Here is a 16112-nt window from a genome sequence, read left to right as displayed (position 1 = left end):
GTGGGGGCGACACACGGACGGACGCGTTCGGAAGCCCTTTTATGCTCTCCACAGAAACGTCGGGGTACAACCCGCGTGGGGTTGATGATGCCCCCAGCCAGGGACTTTCGCCGGTACGCGCCGGTAGGTGTCGAGCGGTCGTGTGTATCCACTCGCACCGAGGCGGAGGGGGCGCGAGCCACCGCGTGGGAGGTTGATCCAATCATGCCAGTATACGTAGATTTCGACGTTCCGGCCGACCTCGAGGACGACGCCGTCGAGGCGCTTCAGGTCGCGCGGGACACCGGCTCCGTCAAGAAGGGAACGAACGAGACCACCAAAGCCATCGAGCGAGGCAACGCGCTGCTCGTCTTCGTCGCCGAAGACGTCTCGCCCGAAGAGGTCGTGATGCACATCCCCGAGCTCTCCTCGGAGAAGGACATCCCGTACCTGTTCGTCGAGACGCAGGACGACATCGGCCACGCCGCCGGTCTCGAAGTCGGCTCGGCCGCCGCCGCCATCGTCGACGCCGGCGAGGCCGCGGCAGACGTCGAGGACATCGCCGACAAGCTCGAGGAGCTGAACTAAAGCGATGAGCGCCGAAGAAGAGAGCGGTGCGACGTCCGCCGAGGTCGTCGAAATCGTCGGCAAGACCGGCATGCACGGTGAAGCCATGCAGGTCAAGTGTCGCATCCGCGAGGGCGAGAACCAGGGTCGCATCATCGCGCGAAACGTCCTCGGGCCGGTCCGCGTCGGCGACGTGCTGCAGCTGCGCGAGACCGCCCGCGAGGCAGACTCCATCGGAGGTCAGTAGATGCCAGCCAACCGAACCTGTGACTACACGGGCGAAGAGATCGAACCCGGTACGGGCGTCATGTACGTCAAGAACGACGGCAGCGTCCTGCACTTCGTGAACTCGAAGGCCGAGAAGAACTACCTCATGGGCCGTGAGGCTCGTGACCTGGAGTGGACCGAGGCCGGCCGCCGTGCGCGTGCCGCCAACCGCGGTCAGCAGGCACAGCAGGTCGCCGACGAAGGCTCGACCGAGATGGACGAACCGGAGTCCGACGAGGCCGAGGGACTCGACGAGGAACCGGACGACACCGAGGGTGTCGACGAAACGAAACCCGAGGGAACGACCGGCGAGCAGCGTCCCGGTGACGAGGACGCCATCGAAGGCAGCGATGTCGAGGACCTCGACGAGGACGAGGAGTCCGACAGCGCCCCCGACCTCGAATCGGCCGAGGCCGAGGCTGCTGACGAGAACTCCGACGACGAGGAGGACGACGAGGAATGAGTGACCACGAGCGAACCTTCCTGATGGTCAAGCCCGACGGTGTCCAGCGCGGACTCGCCGGCGACATCGTCTCCCGGTTCGAAGAGCGCGGGCTGAAGCTGGTCGGCGCGAAGTTCGTGCAGATCAGTCAGGACCTCGCCGAACAGCACTACGCCGAACACGAGGACAAGCCGTTCTTCGACGACCTGACGGCGTTCATCACGTCCGGTCCCGTCCTCGCGATGGTCTGGGAGGGCCAGGACGCGGTCGCGCAGGGCCGCCGCATGATGGGCGCGACGGACCCGCTCGAAGCGGACCCCGGCACCATCCGCGGCGACTACGGTCTCGACCTCGGGCGCAACGTCATCCACGGCTCGGACACCGAGGAGGGCTCGGCAGCGCGCGAGATCGACCTGTTCTTCGACGACGAGGAACTGGTCGACTACGAGCGTATCGACGAAACCTGGCTCTACGAGTAGCGCGATTCTGAACTCCCGCGAGAAGAGCGAGTGGGAGCACAGAAGACGAGTGTAGCGAGTCTTTCAGAAGGGAGCGGAAGCGACTGAGAATCGCGTCATCCGAACGGCGAACGCCGTGAGGAGCAACGTAGCAGTTCCTTCGGATTCTCTCCGGTTCGCACGGCCTATGAGCGGTCGCTCGATTATCTTGCAGCCGTGCTTTATTTCACAATTTGTTGGTTGATTCAGCTGTTAGACAGAGGGCGTGGGGCTATCGAGTCTTATACGTCGTCGACGCGTGCTTCCCAGCTGTAGGTGTTCACCGTCGTTTCATTTGGTGGCTGTTCCAACGGTGACGTCGAATCTACGCGGAGAAACCCGACGGAGTGGTCCTCGTCGACGGATTTCATGTACGGGTCGACGGTGGCTGTCCCCCCGACTGAAAGAGTGTTGAAAATGGACCGGGACACACGTCCGTTCGCCGGTTCGGACCCATCGTCTGGAACGATGTTCGTGTTGTAGTGAACGTACGAGTATTGACTGCTCACCCGTTCGTGTACCTGTTCGGTAACAGCCATCGAGTGGCTCTGGAAGATTCCGGAGAGGATATCCGGGTACTCCCCCGTCACCAGTCGTTCTTCTGGTTCGTAGGTGAGTACAGCGGCCACGACGTCAAAAACAGTTTCATCGTCGGTCGGCACGCCGATGGTGACAGTCTTGGTCGCAACTGTCCCAGAGGTGGTTTGACCACTCGAACAACCAGCTAAGCCAACAACGCTCGCGGCTCCAATCAAACGGAGAACTTCTCGTCTGAACGGCACAATTTCCGTGATGACTACTGAGGTAAGTATCTTCAGGTGACAGATACACTCGCGGCACGCGTCTAACATTACCGGCAATCCACGCGGTGCGGAACCACTGTGAATTGTACCGGGAACGAGCAACGCGAGACGGCTTCGCCGTCTCGCTGGAAGCCGGCGGCAACGCCGCCGGCGACGAAGCGAGAGAGCGGGGTGACGAGCGGACGGAGCCACGGCTTGCCGTGGCGAAGTCCGCGAGAAATCCTTTTGATCCAGCTTTTGCCCTCCGGGGGTGAGCGAGCAACGCGAGCGAACCCCCGGTCGGGTACAAAAGGTGGGTGCTTAGTCGTCGGCTAGCGACTCGACGGTCGTCCCGACCCGCCGCTCCAAGAAGTCGTCGAGAATCTCGAACAGGCGAATCTTCTGGTCGATGTCCGAGGAGGCGTGGCCCTCCTCGCCGAGTTCGACGTACTCGTAGTCGTCGTCCTCACCCTCCTCGAAGCCCAGTTCCTCCAGTCGGTCACGGAAGATGCGGGCCTGACTGACGGGGACGCGGCGGTCGTTGACGCCGTGGACCATCAGCAGGGGGCAGTCGAGGTGCTCGGCGTGGTGGACCGGCGAGCGGTCGTGGTAGAGGTCGGGGTTCTCCTCGGGCGTGCCGAGGTACTTCTCCATCAGTTCGGTCCGGAAGTGGGGCATCGTGTTCTCGTACATGTCGACGAGGTCGGTGACGCCGATCCAGGCGATGCCGGCATCGTAGAGCTCCGGGTGCATCGTCGTCTGGCAGTAGGCGCTGTAGCCGCCGTAGGAGCCACCGAAGACGACCACGCGGTCGTCGTCTATCCAGTCGTAGTCGCTGACGAGTTCGGTCGCCTCGGCGATGTCGCGCTGTTCGCCGCCGCCCCAGTCCATCTTCAGCAGGTCGACGAACGTCTTCCCACGACCGGTCGAGCCGCGGTAGTTGACCTGCAGGACGGAGTAGCCCCGCGAGACGAGGAACTGCGTGTAGAGGCCGAACGACTTGTAGTCGGCCGCACGCGGCCCGCCGTGTGGGTTGACGATGAGCGGCGACGGGCGCTGGCCCGAGTCGTAGAGCAGTGCGCCGATTTCGAGCCCGTCGCCAGACTGCGTCTGGCTGCCTGCCGAGCTTTGCTCGGCAACGTCGAAGCTCTCGAAGGTGAAGTACTCCGCGTCGGCGAAGTCCTCCCGTTCGAACGGGCCGTACTCCGCGTCGACGAGGGTCTCCGTCTCGCCGGAGTCGAGGTCGTACGCGAGCAGTTCCGGACGTCGGTTCGGCGTGGTGAGGTTGATGGGGACCCGGCCGTCGTCGAGGAGGCCGGTGCCGCCGATGCTGGAGGCGACGCCTTCGGGGACGTCGAACTCCTCGCCTTCGCCCGTCTCGAGGTCGTAGACGACGGGGACGGCGGCCGCGTCGCGGGTCCGGACCGCGAGGAACCGGTCCTCGTCGAGGAAGCGTGCGGGCTGTTCTTCCGCGGTCAGGTCACCGAACCACGTCACTTCGTCGGTGTCGAGGTCGTAGACGCCACAGCGCGAGAGGTCCTCCGTGTTGTCGGAGACGAGCAGTCGCCGGCCGTCGTCGTGCCAGTCGGCGGGGCCGGCCTCCGCACCGTCCTCCCCGACGTGGAGGTTCCGGGGGTTCGACCCGTCGGCGTCGGCGACGTAGACGTCCACGTTCCCGAAGTCGTCGGACTCGTTGGTCGCGTAGGCGATGCGCTCACCGTCGGGTGAGAAGGTCCCGCTGGCCGCCGCCCGCTCGTAGTCGGTGAGTTTCGTCGTCTCGTCGGTGGTCAGGTCGTGGCTGTAGACGTTCATCTGCCCGTCGCGTGTCGAGCCGAGGAGGAGCCGTTCCCCATCGTCGCTCACGTCGCTCAGGGAGGTCTGGCCGTCGAGTTCGACGACCGGTTCCGCGCTTCGGGAGTCGAGGTCGAACGCCCAGACGTCGTTCTGTTCGTTGCCGTCGTCGTCGAGGTGGAAGTACACCTGGTCGCCGTCCGCGCTCCACTCCGTCCCCCAGCGTGCGTTCCGTGGCACCTCGCCGTCGGAGACCTGTTCGTGCTCGCCCGTCTCGACGTCGAGGACGTGTAACTCGTTGCGTCCGGAGATGTCGTAGTAGAACGCGACGCGGTCACCGTCCGGCGACACCGTCGGGTGGGCCATCGTCGGAAGGCTGGCGAGCGCCTCGAGGACGTCGACGTCTGAATCCGTCATCGTCTGCCCCTGTGTGTCGTCACCTATCAGTGCTTCCCGAACCCTCGTTCGGTAAGCCGCTTGACACGACAGGGACGGTCCGCTCACGTGACTGTTATCCGAGCGGGGAGGGAGCAGTTGTTGCTGCTATCGTTGACGGCGAGTTGTAGCAGTATTTGTCGCTCATAGGACTGATGACCTCCGGCTATGGAGGGTCTGGAGCTGTCGGTCCGTCGTGGCTATCGGCAGCGGTGGCCGCGAGGGGATGAGTGAGGTTCGCACACCGTCACGGCTCAGACGACCATGAGCGACGCGGACGATTCCAGCACCGACACACACGCACACGACCACGACCACCACGACGGGCCGGGCTACTCGACGCCACAGGCGGCCATCGAGGAGTCGACCCCCGAGAAACTCGCCTACGTCATGGGATTGTACGTCGGGACGGACGTCGACGCGCCAGACTTCCTCGGCGTCGTCGACGTGGACCCCGACTCCGAGACGTACTGCGAGGTCGTCGACCGGGTCGAGATGCCGAATCGCGGCGACGAACTCCACCACTTCGGCTGGAACGCCTGTTCCTCGTCGTGTCACATGGACGGCCTCGAACGACAGCACCTCGTGATTCCGGGCCAGCGCTCCTCGCGCATCCACGTCGTCGACGCGACGGACCGACGCAACCCGGAACTCGCGCACGTCATCGAACCCGAGGAGGTGTTCGAGTACGACCTGAGCGCACCGCACACCGTCCACTGCGTGCCCGACGGGAAGATGGTCCTCTCGATGCTCGGGGACGCCGACGGGGAGTTGCCCGGCGGGTTCCTCGAACTGAACGACGACTTCGAGATCGCGGGCCGGTGGGACCCGCCCGGCGAGATAGAGATGAACTACGACTACTGGTACCAGCCCCGGCGGAACGTGATGATATCGAGCGAGTGGGCCGCACCGAAGACGTACTACCCCGGTTTCGACATGGAGGACGTCGAGGCGGGCAACTACGGCCGGAAGCTCCACGTCTGGAACTGGGAGGAGGGGACGGTGAAACAGACCCTCGACCTGGGAGAGGAGGGGATGATTCCGCTCGAAGTCCGCTTCCTGCACTCGCCCGTCTCGACCCACGGGTTCGTCGGCGCGGCGCTCTCCTCGAACGTGTTCCACTTCTACGAACGTGATGGGACCTACCACGCCGACAAGGTCATCGACGTCGAGTCTCGGGAACACGACGACTGGGACATGCCCGTCCCCGGCCTCGTCACGGACCTGCTCGTCTCGATGGACGACCGCTACCTGTTCTTCTCGAACTGGCTCCACGGCGACGTCCGGATGTACGACGTCAGCGACCCCGATAACCCCCGACTGGCCGACCGAATCTGGGCGGGCGGGAACTTCGGCCCGCGCCACCCCATCGAGGGCGAGCGGGCGGTCCACGGCGGCCCGCAGATGCTCCAGTTGAGCCTCGACGGCGAACGCCTCTACTGGACCACCTCGCTGTTCTCCTCGTGGGACGAGCAGTTCTACCCCGACGAGGGGGCGGAGGGGTCGGTGATGCTGAAAGCCGACGTCGACCCGCGGCGCGGGACGATGGAACTCGACGAGGAGTTCCTGGTCGACTTCGGCGAGATGCCCCACGGACCGGCCCGTGCCCACGAGATTCGCTGGCCCGACGGCGACTGCACCAGCGACGTCTGGTCGTGACGTGGTAGACGACACGGACGACACGGACGACGCGAACGGGACGGCGACGGGTGGCGATGGCGACGTTCACCGTATCGTCCTGACGTGGCCCGACGGCGAGGATGAGACGCTTCGCGTAGCGGGCGACGAGACGATTCTCGACGCGGCCGAACGTGCCGACCTCGGCCTCCCGTTCGGCTGTCTCACCGGCGCGTGTGCGACCTGTACCGCGCATCTGGAAGCCGGCGAGGTGGTCCACGAGCGACCGCCACGGGCGTTGAAGGCGCACCACCGCGAGGATGACTACGTGCTCTGTTGTATCGCCCGACCACGGTCGGACTGTCGCCTGCGTGTCGGCGCGAGCGTCCAGCGCGAACTCGTCTCGAACCCGTGGAAGTAGGTCCGTGGTGGCCCGACACGGCTCCAGAACGGATTTGCACTCTCGCCGGAGACGCCGAGTATGGACGACGCATCCGGTGCGGACGAGGGGATGGCGCTCAACCGAGCACACTGGGAGGACCTCGCCGCCCTCCACCCGACGACGGAGTTCTACGACCTGGACGGGTTCCTCGGCGGCGAGAGTTCGCTCCAGTGGGTCGAGCGCGAGGAACTGGGCGACGTCGACGGGCGGAGCCTGCTCCACCTCCAGTGTCACTTCGGGATGGACACGCTCTCGTGGGCCCGCGAGGGTGCGGAGGTGGTCGGCGTCGACTTCTCCGAGACGGCCATCGAGACGGCGCGTAACCTCGCCAGCGACGCCGACCTCTCCGACCACGCGCAGTTCGTCGAGGCGAACGTCTACGACGCCCCGACGGCACTGGCCGACGCCGAGGCGATGCCCGCGGGTGGCTTCGACGTGGTGTTCACCTCCTACGGCGTGTTGACGTGGTTGCCCGACGTCGAGGCGTGGGCGCGGGTCGTCGCGGACTGTCTCGCGCCCGGTGGGACGTTCTACGTCGCCGAAATCCACCCGTTCAGCCACGTCCTGATGGACGTCGGCGTCCGTGACGGCCGCCTCCACTCCGACTGGCCGTACTTCGGCGAGGGGCCACAGACCTACGACGTCGACGGGAGCTACGCCGACGAGGAGGCCGACGTCGCCAGCACCGAGACCCGCGAGTGGCCCCACCCGTTGGGCGACGTCGTAACGGCGCTGCTCGACGCCGGCCTGGACCTCGAGTTCCTCCACGAACACGAGTTCGCCTGCTTCGAACAGGTCGCCGGGATGGAGGAGCGAGACGACGGGTTCTGGGAGCTACCGGGCGCGTCGCTCCCGTTCCTGTTCTCGCTGAAGGCTCGCGCTCCCGAGTGAGGCGGGTGTTCGCCCGGCGCGGAGCAGGCTTCTCTCTCGGCGTGCCGTCACGACTCCGATGGCACTGTCCGCACGCAACCGTCTCGAAGGCACCGTCACGAGCATCACGTCGAGGGGCCGGTCGCCGAAGTCGTCCTCGACGTCGGTGGGGGCAACGAAATCGCCGGCGACCATCACCAGCGGGTCGGTCGAACGGCTCGGCCTCGCGGAGGGCGACGAGACGACGGCGGTCGTGAAGGCGAGCGACGTGCTGCTCTCGAACTGACCGACGAACTCAGTCGTCGTCCGCGAGGTGCTGGCTCGTGACCGGTTCGGGAACGTCGAGCGTCGGTGTCTCCGCGGGGTCCGCGTCGTCGAACGTGTCGTAGTCGGCGGCGCGTGTGGCGATGGCTCGCTCCATCTCGCGCATGAACTCGTCGACGGTGTTGCCCATCAGGAGCACCGGGTCGCCCTCCGCGAGCATCTCGTCGAGCACTGCGCCCGCGTCTTCGTCTCGGCCGTGAGTCGTACACGGGACGTCGACGTTCCGGGCGAAGACGCCCGTGTTCGCCCCGCCGACACGCGCCCGGTCGATACGACCGCGGTCGGCGAGTACGTTCAGGTACTCGACGAACGACGCCGTCCGTCCCCGGCGGTCGGCCCGGAGGTAGACGAACGGGAGGACTCGCTCGTCGCCCGCCAGCGCCCGGCGAATCATCTCCGTGCTCTCGATGTCGTTTATCTCCGCGCCGTTGAACACCCGACCGTCCGGTGTGTCGAGCCACTCCGGTTGTGCGCCGTCGAGGTAGGCGTCGAGTTGCCGGTCGCTCAGTCCACGGACGTCGAACGCACGGAGGACGGCGTCGAGCGCGTGGACCGTCTCCGCACCCAGCAGGCCGCGATGGCGGTCGGGAACCTCGACCTGTTCGATGGTCGCTCCGCGCCGCTCTACCTCCTCACGCAGGTAGTCGTGGAGCACGGGGTGCTGTTCGCCGCTGACGACGTGGGTCCCCTCGGGGATGGTTCGGGCGAACGTCCGGGCCAGCGTCTGGCGGTCCGGCCCGAGCGTGTCGGTGTGGTCCTGCCGGACGTTCGTGAGGACGACGACGTGTGGCCGGACGAACCGCTCGTTGACCAGCCGAGTCGTGTACTCGGTGATGCCCTGGTTCTCGACGATGGCGACGTCGCCGCGCTCGTTGCCCTCGAACCAGTCGCCGAACTGCCCGAGCAGAGGGACGTTCTCGTAGAGCGTCGTCCGCGTCCCCCGGCGGTCGATGGGGACGACGGTGCCGTTGTGGATGGTGACGGGGTGGTTGCCCGTTATCTTCGTCAGCGTGTCGTACCCGCGTCGACCGAAGATGTCGTCCAGTCGTCTGACCGTCGAGGACTTCCCGCGAATGCCCGAGACGACGATTCGCTTCTCGATGCTGTCGAGCAGACTCCGGTGTCGGCGGCCACGGGTGAACAGCGACCCGACCGACCGCAGCGTCTCGCCGAGCGCGGCGCGTTCGCCGACGACGAGGCTGTCGGCGTCGATGGCCCGCCGTGACTCCGGCGGGCGTCTGAGCGCGACGGTCGCCGTCTCGGCGGCCGCTCGGAAGCGAGCGACGTCCGTCGTCACCGTCGCCTCCTCGTCGCGGGCGACGACACCGACGGCGAGGGCCGTCTCGTCGGCGTCGACGAGTCGCCAGTCGAACGCCTCGGTGTCGGTCCGACCGACCTCGAACGCCGCCCGCCCCGTGACGACGGCCGTATCGCTGGCCAGCGCCCGGACCCGGTCGACGCTCGCGGCGGCGTCGGCCGGCGTCGACAGCGAGAGCGCCCCGTACGCGAGGGGGACGTCCTCGTCGACGAGTCGCCAGTGCCAGCCGTCGCCGCGTTCGTACACCTCGAAGGCGGTGTCGTCGGTCGGGAACTCGTCGGGTGGCTGGTCGACGACCGGGGGTTCGGGCGACTCGCTCACGCGCCGTCACCTCCGCTGAGGACCGACCCCTCGAACACCGCCTCGTCGTCCGGTCGCGGCACGTCGAACGCGTAGGTGAGCGCCAGCGCGACCACCCCGAGGACGGCCAGTCCGAACCCCGTCGGGAGGGTCAACGCCGTCACGAGGCCGTCGGCTGTCGGGTCCCCGACGAACAGTGCCAGCAGGAACAGCGGGACGAACAGCGCGACGACGAGCGCCGTCCGGGTCTTGCGGTCGACCGCCGGCGTGACGTGGCGGTTGTAGGCGTTGACGCCCGCGAGGATGGCGACGAACACCGCCGACAGTCCACGGGTGACCGGCGAGTAGACGGTCAACGGAACCGCGAGAACGAGGGCGAACGCGGTTCCGAGACCGATGAGCACGCGTCCGTACAGCAGCGTCTCGCGGTTCAGCAGTTCGACGAACAGGAACGCACCGAACAGGAGGACGACGTACAGCACGACCAGCCACGCGCTGACGAGCGCGTAGACGGACAGCAGTGCCAGCGAGATGATGCCGGGGCGGACGCCGAACCGACTCCGGGCGGCCTCCGCGAGACCCATCCCGACGAGCAGCAGGACGACGACCTGTGCACGGGGGATGATGACGGGTTCGGTCGTCGACGGCACCGTCGCGTCCCGGAGGACGGCGACGTCGGCCGTCTCGGCGAACAGGACGGACGGCGTCGGCGACCCGAGCAACTGGACGGTCGAGGGACTGACGAGCAGCCACCCCAGCACGAGGAGCGCGGCGTAGAGTCCCACCATCGCACCGACGTCCTGTAGCCGGTACTCGGGTTTCAGCTGGTGGTAGTTGTACGCCGCGAGTCCGGGGAGGATGCTCCCGATGAACACCACCTCCCGGAGACGGTCACCGACCAGTCCGGTGAGCGCGAGCAGGATCGCGAGCGGCACCGCCGACCCGATGAGGATGGCGGCGACCAGTTCGTCACGGCCGTACAGCAGCGTCCGCTGTTTCAACAGCCAGAGGCCGACGAACGCGATGAGCGTGCTCAACACGAACACGGGCAGCATGACGACGTTCTTCAGTGTGTAGACGGCCAGCACTCCGACCGTAATCGTTCCTCCCAGTCGGAGACCGTATCGCTGGGTGACGACGGCGACTCCGACCAGTCCGAGCACCGCGAGCAGGACTGCGACCAGCATCTACCGGTGTGGTCGTGTTCCTTCGGGATAACGTCTCGGAACTCGGAGGGTTCGTTGCTGAACGGGGGCGACACGTGCTCGGACGCTGCGGCCCCGTGTCGCCCCCTGATTTATAACCCCACTGGTCGAAGCCGAATGGCATGACCGGGATTACCTACGAGGACTTCCTGGACCTCGACTACGACCCGGCGGAATCGGAACTCGTCTGCACGTTCACCGTGCACCCCGCGAGCGACATGGACATGGAGGCAGCGGCCTCCCGTGTCGCCAGCGAGTCCTCCAACGGCACGTGGGCGGAGCTACAGGTCGACGGCACCATCACCGACCTCTCCGCGACCGCCTGCGGTATCGACGGCGACACCGTGCGGGTCGCCTACCCCGAGGAACTGTTCGAGTTGGGCAACATGCCACAGGTGCTCTCGTGTATCGCCGGGAACATCATGGGCATGAAGGCCGTCGACCGCATCCGTCTGGAGGACTGCGAGTGGCCCGAGGGACTCGCCACGTCGTTCGTGGGGCCACAGTTCGGCAGTGCGGTCCGCAACGACATCTTCGACGCGGGCGAGCGCCCGATCACCGCGACGGTCCCCAAACCGAAGGTCGGCCTCTCGACGGACCAGCACGTGCAGGTCGGCTACGAGGCGTGGACCGGTGGGCTGGACCTCCTGAAGGACGACGAGAACCTCACCGACCAGGGGTTCAACCGCTTCGACGAGCGCCTGACCGAGTCGCTCGCGGCACGTGACGACGCCCAGGACGAGACCGGCGAGAAGAAATCCTACCTCATCAACGTCACCGCCGATGCGAACACGATGCTCGAACGCGTCGACCGGGTGGCAGAAGCGGGCTGTGAGTACGTGATGGTCGACGTCGTGACGTGTGGCTGGGCGGCCGTCCAGGCCGTCCGCGAGCGCTGTGAGGAACACGGCCTCGCCATCCACGCCCACCGCGCGATGCACGCCGCGTTCGACCGTGTCGAGACCCAGGGCGTCTCGATGCGCGTCATCGCCCAGATATCCCGACTCTGTGGGGTCGACCAGCTTCACACCGGCACGGCGGACCTCGGGAAACTCGCTAACGAGGACACCGTCGGCATCAACGAGTGGCTCTACGGCGACCTCTACGGCATGACCGACGTGCTGCCGATGGCCTCCGGTGGCCTGCACCCCGGTCTCGTCCCCGAACTCGTGAAGCGCGTCGGGACCAACATCGGCGTTCAGGCCGGTGGCGGCGTCCACGGCCACCCCGACGGCACCCACGCCGGTGCGAAGGCGTTCCGACAGGCCGTCGACGCCACCGTCGAGGGCACCTCGCTGGAGGAGTACGCGGCCGACCACCCCGAACTCCAGGTCGCCATCGACAAGTGGGGCACCGAGACGCCACGCTGAGGCGTCAGACGGATCGATTCCGCGACAGAGCCGCCCTCGACCACCGAAAGCCATCGGAGCAGAACCACCGACGCTCCGGGCGCTACGCCCGGTCCGCTCCTCGGGTCTCTCGGCGGCGTCGCTTCACTCCCGAGCGGTGACGCGACCGTCAGAGCCGTACCGCGAGTCGAACACGTCGATAGACGCAAACTACTCCACACGGTGAACCTTCCGGCCGTATGAACGCCTCGGCCCCACGCCAGCTTCGACGGGCCAGCGTCGTGCTGGTCGTTCCCCTCCTCTCCGTGGCTGTTCGGTCACTGGTCGTCGGGTCCGAGATGTGGCAGTCGCCCGTCGCGGTCATCCTCGCTCGGGCCGGGTCACTGGCAGCGTACCGTGTCGTGGTCGTCTGTGCGATGCTGGTACTCGTCGTCTCCTGTCTCTTGGCGGCACGAGAGGTGTACCGTCGGGCGATGGTCCCACCAAGCGATAGGAGGGGTCCTACCCAGCGTTGGACCCACGCTCCCCGTTTAGCGGAACCGACGAACGATGGACTGAGTTGACATCCGTTCGGACGGTATATACGGTATTTCGACTCCGAAGGTATCTCTTAGGTTCGTGGGAGTTCCGAGTCGAGTAACGAGCGAAAGTATGTCAGGAGATACTACCGAACTCACCACGGAAGAAGAGTTCTACAGACGGCTCGACACGCTCATCGGGGAGGCGGTGGAGAACGACCTCACGATAGAGGGTGGCTGGGCCTGTCGAAGCATGGACGGCCAGTACGAGTACGAGGCGCTCATCAGCGCGGTCGACCGTTCCAACAGCTGATGTATAGGGGAGACCACCCCAGAGGAGGAGTACGTGTTTAGGTCGGCCGTTCACTACAGGCTCCGAGTGCGTCGTCGTCCGGGCCGTGGCGCGAGTCTATCGACCGTGACCGGACGCTCTCGGTGTCGACCCGGAGGAGCGTCCGGGCCTGTCCTCGATTAGGGGACGGTGGTTCGTCGTCCACGCGGGTACTCGACGACCGACCGACTTCCGTACGAACAGCTACCGGACCCCGTCGTGAGGGCGAACTGGCCGTGTTCTTTGCGAGAGACCCGGTCCGCGAGAGACCCGTACTCCGTCCATCGACACCGGCGAACGGTTCTCGGCGATTCGATTCCCACACCACTCATCGAGCGTGGCGTTCCGGGGTTTCGCTACACGTCGAGGGGGCGTTCCCCGAACGCTCCCGCTCAGCAGTGGTCCGCGAGGAACGCCTCCACTTCGTCTCGCGTCGGCGTCGTCCGTGCGCCGACGTTCAGTGCCGCCATCGCACCACACGCGTTGGCGACCGACAGCGCCCGCTCGTAGCCCCCCGACCGTGCGGCGAGGAACCCGGCCGCGAACGCGTCGCCGGCCCCGGTGGTGTCGAGTGCTTCGAGTGGGTAGCCGTCGTGGTCGACCGTCCCGTCCTCGGTGTGGACCGTCGCGCCCCGTCCGCCGTGTTTGACGACGGTGGCCTCAGCGACGAGCGAGTCGAACGAGGCCGCTCGTTCGAGGACGCGGGCTTCACGCTCGTTGAGAAAGAGCACGTCGACGTGCGCGAGCGTCCCGCCGTAGTCCCGGTTGGCGATGCGTCGGCCGGGGTCGAAACTGACGCTCACGCCCGATTCGGCGGCCAGTTCCGCGAGGACCGCCGCCGTCGCCGGTTGCTGGCTCGTCAGGTGGAGGTGGTCGACGCGTTCGAGGACCGCCGGGTCGATGTCGTCGGGCGTGAACGCTTCGTTCGCCCCCGTGTTCGAGAGCACCATCACCTCACCCGACCCGTCGACGACGAGGTACTTCGTCGTCGTCTCGTGGCCGGGAACGACGACCACGTGGTCGGTGTCGACACCGAACGCGTCGAGTTCGTTCCGTGCGAGCGACCCCTCCTCGTCGTCGCCGACGCTCCCGAACAGCGAGACGGTCGCATCGAGCGACGCCAGCGTACACGCGACGTTCGCCGCACTGCCCCCGCCGGCCTGGACTCGCTGTTCGACCGACACCTCGCCGTCGGGTTCGGGCAACCGGTCGACCCGAAGGGTCACGTCCCAGTTGACGTGGCCGGCACAGAGGACGCGCATCTCGCTCAAAAGTGGCCGCCGGGTGAGAAAAAACCCGTGGGCACCACGGTGTCCCGCCCACCCCGCCGTCGGACCTCCTCACGGGCGTCTGCCGGCCCTGACGCATCGGAAATCGAGCCGGCCCCCGAAGTGTTTATGACGTTGGGTTCACGACTGACGCGCGTAACTGATGTCTGAGGACGGACACGCCGAAGCCACGGCATCGAGACTCGACGAGACGTTCGTAGCGCTCGCCGACCCGAGCCGTCGGTATCTCGTCCGTCACCTCGACCGGAACGGCCCGACGACGCTCTCGACGCTCAGCGACCACCTCGCGGCCGAGCGCAACGAGACGACCACCGTCGCCGTGACCCCGGCGCAGCGTCGCACTGCGGCGATTCGACTCCACCACGTCCACCTCCCGAAACTCGAAGCGGCCGCCCTCGTCGCACCCCTCGACGAGGACGACCTCGTCGAACCGACCGACCGCCTCTCGTACGTCCTCGCCACGCTCCCGACCGACTGCGACACCGGCGAGTTCCCCTCCCCCGGCGAGTCGGCCGTCCTCGACTGACCGCCCCCGCTCGTTCTCCCCCGTCTCGCTCCGTCGCGTGTCGAGACGCCTCGCGTCAGCGCTCTTCCGGGTCGAGCCACGGGTCCGCGACGCCGTCGCCGAACAGTTCGCGCATCAGCGTCACGATGCTCTCCGGCGGGAACTGCCCGCTCTCGGTGACGATGGCGTCGACGTACCGCGGCGGTGTCACGTCGAACGCCGGGTTCTCGACCTCGATACCGCCGATAGTCGCCCGCTCCTCGTCGTCGACGACCTCGCGTTCGTCGCGCATCTCTATCTCGACGGTGTGACCGGTCATCGTCGCGGGGTGGAGTTTGATGGTCTGGGCGGCGACGACGATGGGGACGCCCCGTTCGCGGGCGTTGACTGCCAGCCCCGACGTACCGATCTTGTTGATGACGCTGCCGTCGGCGGCGATGGCGTCAGCGCCGACGAGGACGTGGTCGGCGTCGTCGAGATAGCGGCGGGCGGCGTTGTCGACGATGAGCGTGACGGGCACGCCCATCTCCCGCAACTGCCGGGCCGTGATGTGCCCCTGGAGTCGGGGGCGAGTCTCCTTGACGATGGCCTCGACGTGTTTCCCCTGTTCGACGGCGGCCTCGACACACGCCAGCGCGTCCGTCGAGTGACAGTGGGTCATGACGACGTCGCCGTCCTGGAGTCGGTTCGCCCCGATGGCCCCGAGTTGTGACTGTGCCCGGTCGAGTCGCACCTCGAACGCCGTCGCGGCGTCGACGACGCTCGACCGAAGCGCCGGTACGTCCGTCCCGTCCATCCGCCGCAGGACGTAGCGCAGCGAGTTGGGGAGGCTCACCGCGGTCGGTCGTGTCTCGTGGAGGCGGCGAGCGGCCGCGCGGAGTTCCGCTCGAAACGCCTCGGGGGTCTCCGCGTCGGACGACTCCGCCTGCTCGCGGAGGGCGGCGGCCGCGGCCGCGCCGATGGTCGCCGCGCCGCGTATCTCCATCGACGCGATGTCCTCGGCGGTCGCCTCGACGGTCGGATGGCGGTCCATACTGCCGCTACCACGGCGGGGCCTAAATGGTTGTTCCGCGTCGTCGACCCGCTTCCGAGGGCCGACACCACTCACGAGGACGCCCGGCCGTTTGGCGCAGGAGTCTCGTAACTCGCTGAACGCCCCGTTCCCCACATCGACAGCGGCCGTCCGCCGTCGGCAGGATGAACGTCCCGTCGTCGCGCCGATCCGGGCGGTGTACGCCCGACCACAGTCGAACAGCAGCGATTCGTTGACTGTTTGTGCCATAC

At 66.8% G+C, this 16112-nt stretch carries 18 protein-coding genes; 12 read left to right on the top strand and 6 right to left on the bottom strand.

Annotated features, from left to right (window positions below; genetic code table 11):
• Positions 1 to 204: 204 nt before the first annotated feature.
• Genes rpl7ae through ndk form a run of 4 tightly spaced genes read left to right on the top strand, consistent with a single transcriptional unit; the run spans position 205 to position 1734 of the window.
• Entirely contained in the window at positions 205 to 567 is a 363-nt protein-coding gene (rpl7ae, locus tag GQS65_RS01015) for a 50S ribosomal protein L7Ae (RefSeq protein ID WP_158202814.1), read from the top strand.
• Between the two features lie 4 nt (positions 568 to 571).
• Entirely contained in the window at positions 572 to 793 is a 222-nt protein-coding gene (locus GQS65_RS01010) for a 30S ribosomal protein S28e (RefSeq protein WP_158202813.1), read from the top strand.
• Positions 794 to 1276: a 50S ribosomal protein L24e gene (locus GQS65_RS01005; protein ID WP_158202812.1), complete on the top strand. Its 483-nt coding sequence runs from the start codon at positions 794 to 796 to the stop codon at positions 1274 to 1276.
• Positions 1273 to 1734 (top strand): nucleoside-diphosphate kinase, encoded by a 462-nt coding sequence (gene ndk / locus GQS65_RS01000; RefSeq protein WP_158202811.1) that lies wholly within the window; start codon positions 1273 to 1275, stop codon positions 1732 to 1734. The genes GQS65_RS01005 and ndk overlap by 4 nt, the downstream gene beginning before the upstream one ends.
• A 260-nt stretch (positions 1735 to 1994) precedes the next feature.
• Here ndk and GQS65_RS00995 read toward each other — a convergent pair whose 3' ends face one another.
• Positions 1995 to 2603: a hypothetical protein gene (locus GQS65_RS00995; protein ID WP_158202810.1), complete on the bottom strand. Its 609-nt coding sequence runs from the start codon at positions 2601 to 2603 to the stop codon at positions 1995 to 1997.
• 252 nt (positions 2604 to 2855) lie between these two features.
• A complete protein-coding gene (locus tag GQS65_RS00990; protein WP_158202809.1) occupies positions 2856 to 4742 on the bottom strand; it encodes a S9 family peptidase in 1887 nt (628 codons plus the stop codon).
• Between the two features lie 282 nt (positions 4743 to 5024).
• Here GQS65_RS00990 and GQS65_RS00985 point away from each other — a divergent pair, with 282 nt between their 5' ends.
• The 4 genes from GQS65_RS00985 (at position 5025) to GQS65_RS00970 (ending at position 7975) form a co-directional block, all read left to right on the top strand.
• On the top strand, positions 5025 to 6419 hold the full coding sequence (locus tag GQS65_RS00985; RefSeq protein WP_158202808.1) for a selenium-binding protein SBP56-related protein: 1395 nt from the start codon (positions 5025 to 5027) through the stop codon (positions 6417 to 6419).
• A 73-nt stretch (positions 6420 to 6492) separates the two neighbouring features.
• Positions 6493 to 6798 (top strand): 2Fe-2S iron-sulfur cluster-binding protein, encoded by a 306-nt coding sequence (locus GQS65_RS00980; protein WP_368279747.1) that lies wholly within the window; start codon positions 6493 to 6495, stop codon positions 6796 to 6798.
• A 60-nt stretch (positions 6799 to 6858) separates the two neighbouring features.
• Positions 6859 to 7710 (top strand): class I SAM-dependent methyltransferase, encoded by an 852-nt coding sequence (locus GQS65_RS00975; protein ID WP_158202807.1) that lies wholly within the window; start codon positions 6859 to 6861, stop codon positions 7708 to 7710.
• Positions 7711 to 7768: 58 nt separating this feature from the next.
• Positions 7769 to 7975 (top strand): TOBE domain-containing protein, encoded by a 207-nt coding sequence (locus tag GQS65_RS00970; protein ID WP_158202806.1) that lies wholly within the window; start codon positions 7769 to 7771, stop codon positions 7973 to 7975.
• A 9-nt stretch (positions 7976 to 7984) separates the two neighbouring features.
• Here GQS65_RS00970 and GQS65_RS00965 read toward each other — a convergent pair whose 3' ends face one another.
• Both GQS65_RS00965 and GQS65_RS00960 read right to left on the bottom strand, forming a co-directional pair.
• Positions 7985 to 9652, bottom strand: a complete 1668-nt coding sequence (locus tag GQS65_RS00965) for a Mur ligase family CapB protein (protein ID WP_199268376.1) — start codon at positions 9650 to 9652, stop codon at positions 7985 to 7987.
• A complete protein-coding gene (locus GQS65_RS00960; protein ID WP_158202805.1) occupies positions 9649 to 10818 on the bottom strand; it encodes a poly-gamma-glutamate biosynthesis protein PgsC/CapC in 1170 nt (389 codons plus the stop codon). The genes GQS65_RS00965 and GQS65_RS00960 overlap by 4 nt, the downstream gene beginning before the upstream one ends.
• Positions 10819 to 10958: 140 nt before the next feature.
• Here GQS65_RS00960 and rbcL point away from each other — a divergent pair, with 140 nt between their 5' ends.
• The 3 genes from rbcL to GQS65_RS00945 all read left to right on the top strand — a co-directional run bounded on the left by rbcL (position 10959) and on the right by GQS65_RS00945 (position 13016).
• On the top strand, positions 10959 to 12206 hold the full coding sequence (gene rbcL, locus GQS65_RS00955; protein WP_158202804.1) for a type III ribulose-bisphosphate carboxylase: 1248 nt from the start codon (positions 10959 to 10961) through the stop codon (positions 12204 to 12206).
• A 218-nt stretch (positions 12207 to 12424) separates the two neighbouring features.
• Entirely contained in the window at positions 12425 to 12748 is a 324-nt protein-coding gene (locus GQS65_RS00950) for a hypothetical protein (protein ID WP_158202803.1), read from the top strand.
• An 88-nt stretch (positions 12749 to 12836) separates the two neighbouring features.
• On the top strand, positions 12837 to 13016 hold the full coding sequence (locus GQS65_RS00945; protein ID WP_158202802.1) for a hypothetical protein: 180 nt from the start codon (positions 12837 to 12839) through the stop codon (positions 13014 to 13016).
• A 410-nt stretch (positions 13017 to 13426) separates the two neighbouring features.
• Here the strand turns inward: GQS65_RS00945 and GQS65_RS00940 are convergent, their stop codons facing one another.
• Complete coding sequence (locus GQS65_RS00940) at positions 13427 to 14296, bottom strand: carbohydrate kinase family protein (RefSeq protein WP_158202801.1); 870 nt, start codon at positions 14294 to 14296, stop codon at positions 13427 to 13429.
• Positions 14297 to 14465: 169 nt separating this feature from the next.
• Here GQS65_RS00940 and GQS65_RS00935 point away from each other — a divergent pair, with 169 nt between their 5' ends.
• Positions 14466 to 14849 carry a DUF7344 domain-containing protein gene (locus tag GQS65_RS00935; RefSeq protein ID WP_158202800.1) on the top strand — a complete coding sequence of 128 codons (384 nt, stop codon included), beginning with the start codon at positions 14466 to 14468 and terminating at the stop codon, positions 14847 to 14849.
• 55 nt (positions 14850 to 14904) lie between these two features.
• On the opposite strand, the gene GQS65_RS00930 is transcribed toward GQS65_RS00935, so the two are convergent.
• Positions 14905 to 15861, bottom strand: coding sequence for a ribose 1,5-bisphosphate isomerase (locus GQS65_RS00930; RefSeq protein ID WP_158202799.1), 957 nt, complete (start codon positions 15859 to 15861; stop codon positions 14905 to 14907).
• Positions 15862 to 16112: the final 251 nt, after the last annotated feature.

The organism is Halomarina oriensis (assembly GCF_009791395.1).
Lineage (GTDB): Archaea > Halobacteriota > Halobacteria > Halobacteriales > Haloarculaceae > Halomarina > Halomarina oriensis.
Note: the sequence above shows the minus strand (reverse complement) of the source record. Positions and strands in the feature narration are given on the sequence as shown.